The sequence below is a fragment of the Sphingopyxis sp. Q841 genome (genome assembly GCF_052384365.1).
Classification (GTDB): Bacteria; Pseudomonadota; Alphaproteobacteria; order Sphingomonadales; family Sphingomonadaceae; genus Sphingopyxis; species Sphingopyxis terrae_A.
In genome coordinates, this window is record NZ_JBQSUM010000002.1 from 587,647 (window position 1) to 602,151 (window position 14,505).

The 14,505-nt window shown below is 65.7% G+C and carries 10 protein-coding genes and 1 tRNA gene; 1 reads left to right on the forward strand and 10 read right to left on the reverse strand.

Annotated elements, in window-relative coordinates:
* Positions 1-97: 97 nt before the first annotated feature.
* The 9 genes from gspI to ACT17R_RS13175 form a co-directional block, all read right to left on the reverse strand.
* The gene (gspI, locus tag ACT17R_RS13135; protein ID WP_320249858.1) at positions 98-475 is read right to left on the reverse strand and encodes a type II secretion system minor pseudopilin GspI; all 378 of its coding nucleotides are present in this window, start codon (positions 473-475) and stop codon (positions 98-100) included.
* Positions 465-953, reverse strand: coding sequence for a type II secretion system protein (locus ACT17R_RS13140; protein WP_444809587.1), 489 nt, complete (start codon positions 951-953; stop codon positions 465-467). Before ACT17R_RS13140 ends, gspI begins: the two co-directional genes overlap by 11 nt.
* A complete protein-coding gene (gene gspG / locus ACT17R_RS13145) occupies positions 928-1,407 on the reverse strand; it encodes a type II secretion system major pseudopilin GspG (protein WP_040589238.1) in 480 nt (159 codons plus the stop codon). The genes ACT17R_RS13140 and gspG overlap by 26 nt, the downstream gene beginning before the upstream one ends.
* A 12-nt stretch (positions 1,408-1,419) precedes the next feature.
* Entirely contained in the window at positions 1,420-2,637 is a 1,218-nt protein-coding gene (gene gspF, locus ACT17R_RS13150; protein WP_444809588.1) for a type II secretion system inner membrane protein GspF, read from the reverse strand.
* A complete protein-coding gene (locus tag ACT17R_RS13155; protein ID WP_263588364.1) occupies positions 2,630-4,132 on the reverse strand; it encodes a GspE/PulE family protein in 1,503 nt (500 codons plus the stop codon). Before ACT17R_RS13155 ends, gspF begins: the two co-directional genes overlap by 8 nt.
* The gene (gspD, locus tag ACT17R_RS13160) at positions 4,129-6,321 is read right to left on the reverse strand and encodes a type II secretion system secretin GspD (RefSeq protein ID WP_444809589.1); all 2,193 of its coding nucleotides are present in this window, start codon (positions 6,319-6,321) and stop codon (positions 4,129-4,131) included. Before gspD ends, ACT17R_RS13155 begins: the two co-directional genes overlap by 4 nt.
* A gap of 5 nt (positions 6,322-6,326) precedes the next feature.
* The gene (locus tag ACT17R_RS13165; RefSeq protein ID WP_341681730.1) at positions 6,327-7,205 is read right to left on the reverse strand and encodes a type II secretion system protein N; all 879 of its coding nucleotides are present in this window, start codon (positions 7,203-7,205) and stop codon (positions 6,327-6,329) included.
* 173 nt (positions 7,206-7,378) lie between these two features.
* A complete protein-coding gene (locus ACT17R_RS13170) occupies positions 7,379-10,129 on the reverse strand; it encodes a TonB-dependent receptor domain-containing protein (protein WP_444809590.1) in 2,751 nt (916 codons plus the stop codon).
* Positions 10,130-10,207: 78 nt separating this feature from the next.
* Entirely contained in the window at positions 10,208-11,830 is a 1,623-nt protein-coding gene (locus ACT17R_RS13175; RefSeq protein ID WP_062902102.1) for a hypothetical protein, read from the reverse strand.
* Positions 11,831-12,148: 318 nt separating this feature from the next.
* On the opposite strand from ACT17R_RS13175, the gene ACT17R_RS13180 reads away from it, so the two are divergent.
* Positions 12,149-12,235, forward strand: a tRNA-Leu gene (locus ACT17R_RS13180).
* A gap of 195 nt (positions 12,236-12,430) precedes the next feature.
* Here ACT17R_RS13180 and ACT17R_RS13185 read toward each other — a convergent pair.
* Positions 12,431-14,485, reverse strand: coding sequence for a S46 family peptidase (locus tag ACT17R_RS13185; RefSeq protein WP_444809591.1), 2,055 nt, complete (start codon positions 14,483-14,485; stop codon positions 12,431-12,433).
* Positions 14,486-14,505 lie beyond the last annotated feature (20 nt).

Consider the following 14,505-nt stretch of genomic DNA (forward strand, 5'->3'; position numbering starts at 1 on the left):
GCTGAGCCTGACGAATCACCGCTCTTTTCTTTGACGCCGAAGAAAGGGCGACCCTTCGACAAGCTCAGGGCAAAGGGAGAAGAAATGCGAATGCGCCTCATCGCGCTACCCGGATGATCGTCAGCGCCGCCTGCCCGCGCCCCGCCTCGGGCCGGACGATCAGGTCGATACGCAGCAGGCTGTCGTCGGCGGTCGGGGCGACGCGTTGTTCGATCCGCCAGTTGCGCCCGGCATTGGTCACGCTGGTCGTACTGGCGCCGATCGTCGGTGGCGCCGGATCGGTCCAGAGTTCGACGGCACGATTTTGCGCGACGATGCCCGCGACGGTGCTTTCGTCGAGATCGCCCGCGGTTCGCACCGCATAGGCATCGAGCCGGACAAGCGTCAGCGCCGCAATGCTGATGATGCTGAGCGCAACGAGCATTTCGAGCAGGGTGAACCCGCGCTGGCCGGCGATCGACGGCCTAGCGATCACGGCTGACCTCTCCGGTTGCCGAAACGCGGACCACTTCGCGCGCCTCGCCGCCCGCCAGCACCACCGCCTGCGGCGTCGGGCTGGTACCGACACGGTCGAATAGGATGCGCGCCGCACCCTGCCCGTCGCCAGCGGCGAAGCGGATATCGGCGGGCCAATTGCGCTGCGCAAAGGCCCGGCCGGGCAAGGGCGTCCAGGCGCCGTCGACGCGGCGTTCGAAACCATAGCCCGACGGCGCGAAATTGACCGCGACACTGCGTCCCTCGACCACCGCGACGTCGCGCGCCGCGGCGAGCCGCGCCGCCAGCCGGTCGGCCTCGCTGCGCACGCTGCGTTCCTCGCCCGGGATGGTCAGCACGACGGCGGTCGCGGCCAGCGCCAATATCGTCAGAACGACCATCAGTTCGACCAGCGTGAAGCCACGCGCCTTGCCGCGCCGGAGGCGACCGCGGTCAGCTGTCCCCGTGGATGTCGGCATTTTCGTCGGTCCCGCCGGGCGCGCCGTCGGCGCCGAGCGACCAGACGTCGAACGGCTTTCCGTTCGCGGCGGGTGCCTGATAATTATAGGGACGTCCCCAAGGATCGCTCGGCAGTTTCTTGATATAGCCGCCGCGGCGGTAGCGTTCGGGCTGCGCCAGCGACGGCGGCGGCGTCGACAGCGCGTTCAGCCCGTCGGTCGTCGCCGGATACGTCAGATTGTCGAGCCGATATTGTTCGAGTGCATTCTCCAGCGTCGCAATATCGGCCTTAGCCTTCGTCACCATCGCCTTGTCCTGGCTGGGCAGGACGTTGATCAGCACGACCGTTGCGAGCAGCCCGATAATGAAGATGACGACCATCAATTCGGTAAGCGTGAAGCCGCGCTCGTCGCGCTTGCGGCGGCGCCGCGGCGGGCGTGAGGGATCGAGCATCAGGCGAAGGAAAAGCTGCATCAGCGACATCTATTATAGCCCTGCAAGGTTCTGCAACTGGAGGATCGGAAGCAGGATGGAAAGGATGATAAGCGCGACGCAAGACCCCATAATGACAATTATGACAGGTTCGAGTAGCGCCATCGAAGCGGCGGTAAAACGGTCGAATTCGCGTTCGAGATAATCGGCGGCGCGTTCGAGCATCTGTTCGAGTCGACCCGCGCTTTCGCCGCTTGCGGTCATGTAGACGAGCAGTGGCGGAAACACCCCGGCATCGCGCAGCGCCGACGACAGGCTGCCGCCCGCGCGCACCTGATCGACGATGCGGTCGGTTGCACTGGCAAGCGCGGCGTTGCGGATTGTCGGCACGGTGAGCCGCAGCCCTTCGACCAGCGGCAGCCGGCTCGACACCATCGTCGCGAGCGTCCGGGCGAAGCGGGCGGCATAGAGGTCGCGCAGCAGGCGGCCGAGCAGCGGCAGGCGGAGCAACCGGGCATCGACCCCGGCCTTGAAGTCCGGGCGGCGCATCGCGCTGACCCAGCCGAAAATCGCTCCCGCGATCAGCAGCAGCATCAGCCACCACCAGTTTGCCGCAACGCTTGAAACCGCGATGACCGCGCGGGTCAGGAAAGGCAGTTGCTGCCCGACGTCGTCGAATTGTTCGACAACGCGCGGGACGACGAAGATCATCAGCGCCGCGACAACCCCGACCGCGACAATCGCGAGCACGACTGGATAGGCAAGCGCGGCGATCAGCTTGCCGCGCACCTGCGCCTGGCGTTCGAGCAGGTCGGCCAGCCGTGCGAGGATCGTCGTCAAACTCCCCGTGGTTTCGCCCGCCGAGACCATCGCGCGGTAGAGCGGCGGGAAACTGGCCGGCTGCCGTGCCATCGCGTCGGCAAGGCGGCGGCCTTCGAGCAGGCCTGCGTGAACGTCGCCGATCACCGCGCGCGCGCTTTCGGCCTCGCTCTGGCGCGTCAACGTGCGCAGCGCCTCTTCGAGCGGCGCGACTTCGGCGAGCGTCGCAAGTTGGCGCGTGAACAGCGCCAGTTCCTTCGCGCTCAACCGCGCGCTGCGAAAGGCGAAAAGCGACCGCGCGGGCGCGGCGCGCGTACCCGCTTCCTCGACCGCGACGATATGGAATTTTCGCGCGGCAAGGTTGGCTCGCGCAGCGTCGTCGTTGGCGGCGGTCAATCGTCCCTTGCGCTCGCGGCCCTGGGGATCGATCGCCACATAGCGATAATCAGGCATCGACATCCTCGCGCCGCGCGATGCGGATCGCTTCCTCCGGCGTCGTGATCCCCTTTGCGACCATCGCGCGGGCCGCGCTGGCGAGCGTCGGCGCCTTCAGAAAGGCGTGCTTCGCGATCATCGACTCGTCGCCGCCGGCATAGATGTAGCGGCGCACCGTCTCATCGACCTTGATCGCCTCGAACACGCCGATCCGGCCCTTGAAGCCGGTATGTCCGCATTCGTCGCAGCCCTTGGGCCGCCAGATCACGGTGCCGATGTCGAGGCCGAGCATCGCGGCAATGCCATTGTCGGCCTGCACCGGCTCGCGGCACGTCGGGCACAGCTTGCGCACCAGACGCTGCGCGAGCACGGCACGCAGGGTCGAAGCGAGCAGAAAGGGTTCGACCTTCAGATCCTTGAGGCGCGTGATCGCGCCGACCGCGTCGTTGGTGTGGACGGTCGACAGGACGAGGTGGCCGGTAAGCGATGCCTGCACCGCAATATCGGCGGTTTCGCGGTCGCGGATTTCGCCGATCATCACGACGTCCGGATCCTGGCGCAGGATAGCGCGCAGTCCCGCCGCGAAATCAAGTCCGACCTTCGCATTGACCTGCGTCTGACCGACGCCCTCGACCGCATATTCGACCGGATCTTCGACGGTGAGGATATTGCGCTGACCGTCGTTGAGTTGCTTCAGCGCTGCATAGAGCGTGGTCGTCTTGCCCGAACCCGTCGGCCCGGTGACGAGAATGATGCCATTGGGTTCGGCCAGCGCCTCGCGCAGGATGCGGTCGGCTTCGCCGGACAGGCCGAGGACGTCGAAATCGATCCCCGCGGTATCCTTGTCGAGGATGCGCATGACGACGCGCTCGCCCGCGCGACTGGGCAGCGTCGACACGCGGACGTCGATCGCCTTGCCCGCCAGCGTCAGCGCGATGCGACCGTCCTGCGGCACTCGGCGTTCGGCAATGTCGAGCCGCGCCATGACCTTGATGCGGCTGACGACGACGGGCGCGACATGCGGGGGCATGCGCAGATGTTCGCGCAGCACGCCGTCGGCGCGCATCCGCACGACAAGGCCGCTTTCATAGGGTTCGATATGGATATCGCTGACCCCCTGGCGCACCGCTTCGGCGATGATCGCGTTGATGAGGCGGATCGCGGGGGCATCATCGGCGCTGTCGAGCAGATCCTCGGCGCTCGGCATGCCGCTCGCAATCAGATCGATGTCGCCGCCATCGAGCGAGCCCGCCATTGCCGCCGCCGACGCGTCGACCGCATAATGGTCCGAGAGCAGCCGGTCGAAATCGGCGACGCTTGCCGTCACGACCCGCAGCGGGGCGGCAAGGTAGCGCTTCACCTCGATCAGCACCGCCGGGTCGCTCCCCTCGCGCAGCGTCGCGAGCCAGCCTTCACCGTCGGGTGCGATAACGACGCCGTGACCGCGCGCGAAGCCATAGGGGATGTCGACCGGCACCGTCTGCGGCGCGGCGGCCGGCACAGCGTCGGTCACGGCTGGCCTCCCTCGGACGGCGGCACATCGACGGGCGTGACGCTGCCGTCCGGACGGCGCAGCGCAGGCGGCTCGCCCGGCCCGACCGTCACGTCGGCGGCCGTCGCCGCGCTCGGCAGCGGCGGCGTCGTGCCCATATAATCCCTCACCAGCGTGTCGATCGCGGGTTCCTCGCCGGGATTCCGGCGCAGCTGGAAGTCGCGGATATAGCCATAGCGGCGCGCCGTCAGTGCGGCGTTGTCCTCGGCATTTTTGAGGATCGTCGGGCGGATGAAGACCATCAAATTGGTCTTGGCACGGCTGCGGCTGCGTGATTTGAACAGTTCGCCGATCAGCGGGATGTCGCTGAGCAGCGGAATCCGCTCGATCGTCTTGCGTTCGTCGTCGTTGAGCAGCCCTCCGATCGCGAGGATCTGGCCGTCGTCGACGGTCAGCGTCGTTTCGAACGAGCGCTTGTTGAGGATGAGGTCACTGTTGCGCGACGACACGGGGCCGGCGACGCTTGACACTTCCTGACGCAGGAACAGCTTGACCTCGCCCGCGCCGTTGACCTGCGGCGTGACTTCCAGCTTGATGCCGACCTCCTCGCGTTGGACGGTGCGGAAGGCATTGTCGAAATTCTTGCTCAGCGCCTCGCCCGTGGTGATCGGAACTTCCTGCCCGACCAGGAATTTCGCGGCCTGATTGTCGAGCGTGACGATGTGCGGCGTCGCGAGCAGGTTCGACGTCGTGTCCGATTTCACCGCATTGATGATCGCGCCAAACACCGTGTTCTTGCCGATGTCGCCCGCGAAGCCGGCAAAGCCGCCGGTGGCCGAGAGCAGCGACGCCGCCGCGGCTTCCTGCAGGCTGCTGCCGAGCGCGCTCGACGTCTGGGTGACGACGGTCGTGCCGTCGACGGTCGTCGAATCCTGCGTCAGCTTGGTTGCTGCATAAGCGCCCCCCAGCGTCAGGATATTGGGCTGGGCATTGCCATAGCTCGTCGCGGCGAAGGGGATATTCTTGCCACCGAGCAGGAACTGGACCCCGAGGCGCTTTGCCGCATCGTCGCCGATTTCGACCACGATCGCCTCGACAAGCACCTGCGGACGGCGCGCGTCGAGTTGGCGGATCAGTTCGCCGAGCATCCGCTGCACATCGGCATTGGCGGCGACGATGATCGCGTTCGCGCCTTCGTAGCGGGTGACGATCGCCGGACCGCGCGTCGCGATGCTGCCGCCTGCCCCGCTGACCGTGGTCGGCGCGGCGCTGGCGGTGGTCGTGGCCGCGGGGGCCGGAGTGCCGCCGCTGCCACCCGACGAAGACGATGAGGATGCCGGCGGCAATCCCGCCTTCTGCGCCGGGTCGCTGCCGCCGCCGACAAGCTGTTGCAGCGTCGGGAGCAGCGTTTCGGCATTGGCATGTTCCAGCCAGTAAACGCGCAATTCGGTGCCGCCCGCTGCGCGCATGTCGAGGTCGCGCGCCATCGATACGAAGCGCGCCACCATTGCCTGATCGCCGCGCAGTGCCACCGCGTTGCTGCTGTCGATCGGAACGATCGCGACCGGCGCCTGCGCACCCTCGCCCGCCGTCGGGACCAGCGCCTGAAGCGCGGCGGCAATTTCGCGCGCGCCGGCATTCTTCAGCGCAACGACCTCGCTGGTCGAGGTGTCGCGGTCGATGCTCGACGCGAGCGCACGGATGCGCCGGATATTGTCGGCGAAATCCGCGACAACGAGGCTGTTCGCATTGCGGTTTGCGGTCAGCGAGCCCTGCGGGCTGACCAGCGGGCGCAGCGTTTCGACAGCCGCCATCGCGTCGATATGGCGCAGCCGGATGATTTCGGTGACAAACTGGTTCTGCGCTGCGCCGCCGCTGCCGATGCGCGTCGGCTGCGTCGCCGCGCCGTCGATCGGCTGGATGCGATAGCTGCCGTTGGGATTAGGCACCGCGACCAGCCCGTTGGCACGCAGCGTCGAGAGGAAAATTTCGAAATATTCGCTGCGCGACAGTGGCCGGTCGGTGACGACCGATACCTTGCCGTTGACACGCCCGTCGATCACGAACGTCCGCCCCGTGATCCGCGCCGCATCCTGGATGAAGGCGCGAACGTCGGCGTCGCGGACGTTCAGCGTATATTGGGCCAGCACGGGCACGGGGGTCGCCGAAACAAGGGCGGCGGCCAGCATGAGAGAGAGTTTGAGGCGCATAAAACCTATTGTTTCGAAAGGAACAGGGCGACGGGAACGACGCTCGCGCCGCGCTCGACCTCGAGCGAAACGCGCGCACCGGGCGCAAATTGGCTGGCGAGCGCGGCGGCATCGGCGGCCGATCCGATCGGACGGCCGTTCACCGAACGAATGACATCGCCGGGGCGCAGGCCCGCGGCGCGGAAGACGGCGCCGTCGCCCTGCGGCTGGACCGAAAGGCCGGTGACCTTGCCGCCTTCGGTGCGCGGCGCGAAGCCGATGCCGGCCTTGAGCGCGGCGGGCGACATCTCGCCGCTCGCCGTGGTGCCGTTGGCCGCCGCACCGGGGGATCCAACCTCGGGCGTCGGGGCGGGCAGCGGCGTCGCGGGATTGGCGACCGGCGCGTCGCCGCTTTGATCGAGAAACAGGCTTTCGCGCGTGCCGCCGCGGTCGAGGAGCACATGGTCGAAGGCGACGCCGACCAGCTTGACGCCCGGCGCGATCTCGTCGCCGACGGCATAGCTGTTCTGCAGACCGTCATCGCCCGCAATGATCGCGGAGCCCCCGCCGGTCGCTTCGTTGAGATTGATCCCGAACAGCGTCAGGCCGAGCGAGGTGACCGTCGCGCTGGCCGGCCCTTGCGGCCCGCTGCGGAAGAAGGGGTCGAAGCTCGAGAAAATCGCGCGGCGTTCGGCCGGCGATGCGATGACCGCGGTCTGCGGCTGCCACGCGCCGAGCGGGGCGAGCGGAACGATCAGCGCCCAGAGGAGATTGACGCATTGCCAGATCAGCAGCGCGCCGAGGATGACGACGCCGATCAGCGGCGCGGCATCGCGCGGCGCCCGCCTGCCGGCGCGCAGCCAGCGCGGCAGCCGAACGGCCGATCCCCTCATCAGCGTCGCCATGACCCTATCTGTCCCCCAGCTGAAACATGTCTCGCGAATCGCCTAGGCGCCGTCCGTGACAATCAGTTGACGGGAAGATTACAGTTTTTTGTCAGAGGGGCGAGTCCGGGCTGGCGCCGGCACCCGCCAGTGCCGCCCCGGCGCTGCGGCCGGGGCGGCTGGCAAGGGATGCCTCAGAATTTCAGCGACCCGCCGAGCGAGAAGGTCGTGCCGGTCTTGTACAGGTTATAATAGATGCGGTTGTCGCCGCTTTCCTGCATTTCCTTGTATTTCGTGCCGAAGATGTTGCGAGCCTCGAACTTGAGTTCGAGTTCCTTGCCGAACAGCGGGATGCCTTGGCGCGCGACGAAATCGACCTGGATGCCCGGCCGTTCGAAGATGTCGGGCTGACCCGACGGGCCGCGCCGCGTGACGCGATCGGATGCATAAGAGATCAGGAAAGTCTGCTGCGACAGCTTGTCGGTGTCTTCGAGGCCGAATTCCAGATTGACCAGATGATCCGACTGGCCGGTCAGCGGCGCGCCGTCGCGGAAGAACTGACTCGCCAGCGTCGCACCGGTGAACGGATAAGCCTGAACCGGATCGTTCGGCCCGACCTTCAGCTTCGATTGCGACCAGGTGTAGTTGCCGATCAGCACCGCGCGGCGGCTGGCCCAGAAAGCCCCGTTCATACCGCTGAGGTCGAAATATTTCTGCGCCTCGAACTCGACGCCATAAAGCGTCGCCTCGGGCGCGTTGGCAAAGCGTGTCGTCACGCTGTTGCCGTCGAAGCTGGCGTAGGTTTCGATCGGATTCTTGATCTTTTTCCAGAAGCCGCCGAGCGACACGCGCTGTTCGGGTGCGAAATACCATTCGAGGCGCGTTTCCGCGTTATAGAGCTGGCTGTCGACGAGCTGCGGATTGCCCTGGAACGTGCGGTTGCTGTCCGGATCATAATAGGTCTGGAATACCAGCTCGCGGAACTGCGGCCGCGCGATCGTCTTCGACCCGCTCAGGCGGAATTGCAGCTGCGGCGAGATTTCGTAGGTCAGCGTCGCGGCAGGAAGCAGATAGTCGCGCTTGAGGTTGGTCGCCGGCGGCAGCGTCGGGTTGACCGTATAGACCTGCACCGCGCTCACGCCCTGATTGGCGCTTTCGTAACGGGCGCCGATGTTGAGATTGAGCTGGTCGGTCAGATCGGCCTGGAGCTGAACATAGCCCGCATGGTTGCGCAGCGTCGCCTTGAAAGTCGGGTTCGACCCGGTGCTGTCGACGAGCGCGATCCCCGTCGCAACGGGGTTCGCCGGACAATCGGGCGCAACCGTCGCATCGACGCCAGGGAAGCAGATCACCGCCTGCGAGAGCAGCAGGTCGGGGCGCAGCAGCGAAATGCCGAGCGGGATGTTGTTGTTGCCCTGGAACAGGAAGTCGCGGCGTTCGGTGACGCGGTTGGTATCACTGAAGGCATAGCCGAGGATAAGCTTGACCCGCGCCGCCAGATCGTAGGTGACGTCGATACCGGCCGAATAGAGGTCTTCGTTGAGATCCGAAAAGGCGATCGTCGCGCTGCCCGGGCGCTGGCCCGTGTTCAGCGTGTTGGTGAAGAACTGCCCATAGGGATCGGTCGGGCTGTTCGAACGGCTGTACACGAAGCTCAGCTCGAACGGCGCCTCGCGCTGCGAATTGGCGTAGCCGGCGCGGATATCGACATCAAGGCCGTCCATCGGCTTGAACTCGCCGACGAACTGCGTGTCGATCAGCTGGCGGGCGTACCAGGCGGTGTCCTGATACTGGAAGCTGACGCCGGGGTTGGCGTCGGCGGTGTCGGGCCGGTCTTCGGCGCCGAGGCGCGCCTGCTTGATCGTGTCGCGGATATAAAGGTTGGTCCAGCGGATCTTGTTATCGCCGAATTCGAGGCTGAGACCGAGCAACGCGTTGGCAACAATGCGGTTGTCGGTGACGACGCGGCGGACATTGGTGTTGAGCGACGACAGGTCGAGCGCGTTCGCGGTCTGCTGCGCAATATCGCGCGTGCGCCACTTGGTCGTGTAGCCCGCGGTCGCGATCAGGCCGAGCTCGGCGTCGCCGATCGTCCACGACTTGCCGCCGGTGACGTTGACGCCCCAATTGACCGGCATATTGTTGTTCTGTTGCAGCACCGCATTGCTGGCGTTGACGAACTGGCCGGCGATCGCCTGCTGATTGACGCTGGGATCGTTGATGCGCAGCCCCGATGCGCGCCACGCCGCATAGGCGGGCGGCAGATTGCGGCCACCGTCGCCGAAGCCGGTCCAGTCGCTGCCGGTGCCATAATAGGTGTAACCGAGCTGCCCGGTGGTTTCCGAATTGCCGCCGATGCTGCCGCCGATGGTCAGAAACGGCTCGCGCGGAACCGCCTTGGTCGTCAAATTGATCACGCCGCCGCCGAACTCACCGGGGAAATTCGCCGAATAGCTTTTCTGCACCAGCGACGAGGCGATGATGCTGCTGGGGAAAATGTCGAGCGGGACGACGCGCTTGAGCGGTTCGGGGCTTGGCAGTGGTGAACCGTTGAGCAGTGCGAGCGAATAGCGATCACCAAGGCCGCGAACATAGACGAAGCCGTTGCCGACAACGCTGAGGCCGGTGACGCGGCCGAGCGCGCCGGCGATATTGCCTTCACCCGTACGCGCGATGTCGGCGGCGCCGAGCACCGAGACGACCTGCGGCGCGGTGCGCTCGATATTGGCGCTGCGGCGGCCGGTGACGACGATCTCCGCGCCGGGGATCGAAATGTCGGTATCGTCCTGTGGCGCCGGTTCGGCGGCATCCGCAGGCGCCGCGTCCGAGGCAACTTCGGCCGCGGGTTCGGCCGGAGCGGGGTCGGTCTGCGCCATCGCCGTGGCGGGCGCGACGAGCGCCGTGGTGATCAAAAGCAGGCTGGCGAGCCGGTACGGCTTGGACATGGCGGTTTCCCCAGAATCCGGATCAGATATGCGGGAGGGGACGGCACACGCCGCCCCCTCCTGGTCGACGTTTCAATCTCAGCTGGTCGGCAGCGAGGTGCAGAGTCCGCTGTTGCCGGTGCCGAAGCTGGCGGTGCCGCTGTTGCAGGTCCAGCCCTGGTACCAGGTGTCGTTGGCGTCCTTGACCGCGCCGATATAGGTCGTCTTGTCGAAGAAGCCGGCGCGGGTCAGTTCGATGCTGTTGAAGGTCTGGCCGTTCAGCGTCGACATATCGAACGGCGTCACCGCCGTTTCAGTCGCGCCGTTGACGAACAGGCTGGTCAGCGTCGGAACATAGGTGTCGCTGTTGCCGTTGCTGCCGGCACCGAAGATCGCCTGCACCTCGGCCGCGGTCACGCCGCTGCCGATATATTTGGTCGCCGCACACTGCATCAGCACCGACTGGAATACCGGCGCGCCAAATTCGTCGATCGCCGCATTCTGCGTCGCCGAAGCGGTCTGCGCGCGGCTGATGCGCAGGCAGGGGTTGTTCGGGCTGAGCAGCACGCTGTTGTAGATGCCATAGTCGGTGCCGCCGCGCAGCAGGATCGACGCCTGGTCGGCCGAGGCGTTGGGCGAATTCTGGTAGAAGACAAAGTTGGCAACGCGCGTGTTCTGGCGCGGATTGTCGCCGTCGAGCGCGTTGTCGGTATCAGCCTCGATCATCGCGTCGCCGATGTTCGCGCGCTGGACGACGATCCCGTACTGGAAGTTCGCCTTGGTCCCGACGTCGGTGTCGAGATTATCGTCCTCGGCGCCGATCGCGATGAAATATTTCATGTGCGCGTGGCCACCGAACACTTCGACCGCATCGTCCGAGCTGTTGTACGACATGATATGGTCGAGCTGGGTGCCCGAACCGACGCCCTGCAGCGTCAGCGACTGAAGCTCGCTGTTCGACGACAGGATGTAGCCCGAATAGCGGATCTGGACATAGCTCATGCGGCCGCTGCTCTCGCTGTTGCTCGCACCGCCATAGAGCGCCGGATCGACGGCGCCTTCGGTCTGGCGTTCGCACGCCGTCGTGCCCGGGGTCGCGCCGCTGGTGCCGCAATCGGTGATCTGCGCGCGGCCGCTCAGCACGACGCCGCCCCACTGGCCCGACGAATTTTCGGTGTTCAGGCCCTGGACGTTGTCGCGGCTGGTGAAAATGATCGGCAGCGTCGGGGTGCCGACCGCCTGGATCGAGTTGCCGCGGTTGACGTTGAGCCACGACGGTCCCGATTCGCCGTACAGCATCACGCCCGGCTCGATCGTCAGCACGACGTTGGTCGTGCCCGACGTCGCCGCGCCCTGATCGGTGCCGACATCGACCCGGCCGTTCATGCGATAGACGAGACCGGCGATCTTGGGCAGCGTAACGCTCTTGTTGATGCGCGACGGCAGCGTGCAGACGCGGAATTCGCCGACGGTCGGATTCTTGATCGTGCCGCTGTCGGTCAGGCCCTGCGGATCGGAAATCGTGGGACAGCCCGCGGCCGGGGTCACGCTGGGCGTCGGGGTCGGCGTCGGCGTGGGGGTCGGAGTCGGGGTGGGCGTGGGATTGATGATGATGGTGCCGCCCTCGCCCGGCGACGCAATATTGTCGGCGCCGCAGGCTGCCAGGACAGAACAGGCCACGCCACTAAGCATGACCAAACGAACGCGCGCAAAAGCCGCCATGAAAATCTCCGTTCCCCGTGTGCGCGCCCTCGGCACGCTGCTGAACATTCATCCGCGAACGAGAAAAGGAATCGACCCTCGCCCCCGGTGACGCCGCCACTAGGGTGATTCGATGACGGTCTGACGGTAGAGCCATGACAGTTGAGTGACTCTTCGGAGTCGTTTCGATGACATGGCGCGAACCTGCGCCTCTGCGCCGCCGCGCCGATTGCGCGATCCCGAAAAATAATTGCGCGGTGCTCGCTTGCATCGCCAACAAAGCTTTGCTAGGCGCCCGCTCCTACCTGGTGCCGGACCCGATCCGGACCATCATGATGTGCGGTCGTGGCGGAACTGGTAGACGCGCAACGTTGAGGTCGTTGTGGCCGAAAGGCCGTGGAAGTTCGAGTCTTCTCGACCGCACCATACAGTCCTGCGGGACTTCAAAAATTGGCATTCACCTGGAATTACCCCGCGGGGGGCGCCGTTAGCGTCGGCGCTTTCGGCCATTGTTGTCGCGCTTAAGCCCGACCATCGAGATGAGTCCGCTGCGACGGGCGACGGTTAGTCCGCCGCCCGCCGCAACCTGTCTGCATCACCTCCGCGGCGAAGCGGGCGCCGCTATTTGCCCGCAAGCTCTTTCACCAGAGCCGGCGCCGGATAGATGGTTTCGAGCGCTTCCTGCACCGCAGCGGTCGAAACGACCACGGTACGGTTGAGCGTGCCGTCGTAACCGTAATTGCCGCCGAGCGAGTGGATATTGCCGTCGAACGCGGCGCCGATGACGGTACCGGCCCTGTCGATCACCGGCGAGCCCGAATTGCCGCCGATGATGTCGTTGGTCGTCACGAAGTCATAGGTGACCGCCGGATCGATGGCCGCCTTTTTCGCCGCAAAAGCCGGGGCGACGTCGAACGGCGGGTTGCCCGTCGCGCGGTCGAACGTGCCACCCATCGTGGTTGCGATCGGCACCGCATTGCCGCGCTCGATCCAGCCCTTCACCTGGCCATAGGAAATGCGCAGCGTGAAGGTCGCGTCGGGATAGAGCGTGTCGCCATAGGCGGCGAAGCGCGCGTCGGCGATCTTGCCGCCGGCGATGGCGAGCGGACCACCATAGGCCTCGTCGACCGCCTTCTTTAGCGCGCGCTGGCGCGGCGCGAGGCGCAGCGCGAAGCGGATCATCGGATCGTCGCTGGCCTCGATCGCCGCAAGTCCGCCGTCCCACAATGTCTGGCGATAGGCGGGATCGGCGAGCTTCGATCCTTCGACGAGCCGCTTAGCAAGCTGCTCGGGGCTTTCCTGACCGAGCAGCAATTTGGTGTCGGGATCGTCGGCACCCAGATATTCACGCGCCTTCGACAGGCTCCATTCGAGCGTCAGTTCGTCGAGCCAGGGATAGACCGGCTTCGCATCGAGCAGCCTCTTCTTGGTAAGCGGCAATGCGCTGTCAGTATAGCCCGGCAGCCGCTCGCCATTGGGCTTCGAGCGCTCCTGCGCCGCATAGACGAGCGTTTCGGCATAGCCATAAAGATCGCTCATCGGATTGGTGAAGCGCGCCGGCAAATAGAGCGAGCGATAGGCGCCGACCGCCTTGTCGACCGACGCCCAGGGATCGCCGATCGCGGCATTCCCCGCGCTCTTCTCCTTGAGTTCGTCCTCCTTGGCGACCAATGTCGCGGTGAAGGCCGGGTCGTTCAGCGCCTTCTGGCGGCCGATATAGACTTTCAGGCTGTTTTCGAGCCCATTGAGAAGATCGAGCCCTTCGCGCTCATGATCCTTGCTTTCCTCCATCGCGCGCAGCAGGCGCCCGCGCAGTTCGGAATAGGTCGTCACCGTGATCGGCAGGCGCAGTTCGCGCTCGAACGCAAGCTGGCTGGTCGTGTAGAGTCGGCTGGTCGAACCGGGGTTGCCGACGACGAAGGTCATCTCGCCCTCACGCGGCGCGCGCGGGTTCCATTGCAGGTGCGCGGGCGTTGCGACCGGCTTGCCATTCTCGTACGCGCGCAGGAAGCTTGCATCGAGCGAATAGCGCGGGAAGTTGAAATTGTCGGGATCGCCGCCGAAGGTCGCGGCGCGATCCTCGGGCGCCCATGCCAGCCGCACGTCGGAATATTTGCGATATTTGTAGAGCTTGTACTGACCGCCGCCGAACAGGGTGACGACCTGGCAGCGCGTCTTGTCGGTGTCGGGACAACCGCTCTTTTCGATTTCGGCGATCTTCGCGTCGCGCGCCTTGGTCAGCGCTTCACCCGCGAGCGATCCCATCGCCGCCTTGATAGCCCCGGTGACGTCGCCGATGCTGGTGACGACCTCGGCCTGCTGACCGGGGCATTTGAGTTCCATGTCGCGGCGGTCGGCGACATAACCGTCGTTGAGATAGTCGGCGCCCGCCTTCGAATTGTCGAACAGGCAGCTTGCGACACAATGGTGGTTGGTCAGGATCAGGCCTTCGGCCGATACGAAGCTTGCCGAACAGCCGCCGGTCAGACGCACCGCGGCCGCCTGCACCTTGCCCAGCCACGCCTGGTCGGGCGCCCAGCCATACGTCTGTTTCACCTGCTGCGCCGGAAAGGCATCAAAGGTCCACATCCCCTCTTCGGCGAGGGCGGGAGGGGCAAGCAGAGCAGCGCCGGCGAGCGCGGCCGCGGCGAATGAAATGGGGCGATATTGGGTCATTGGCAAAATCCATCATTTGA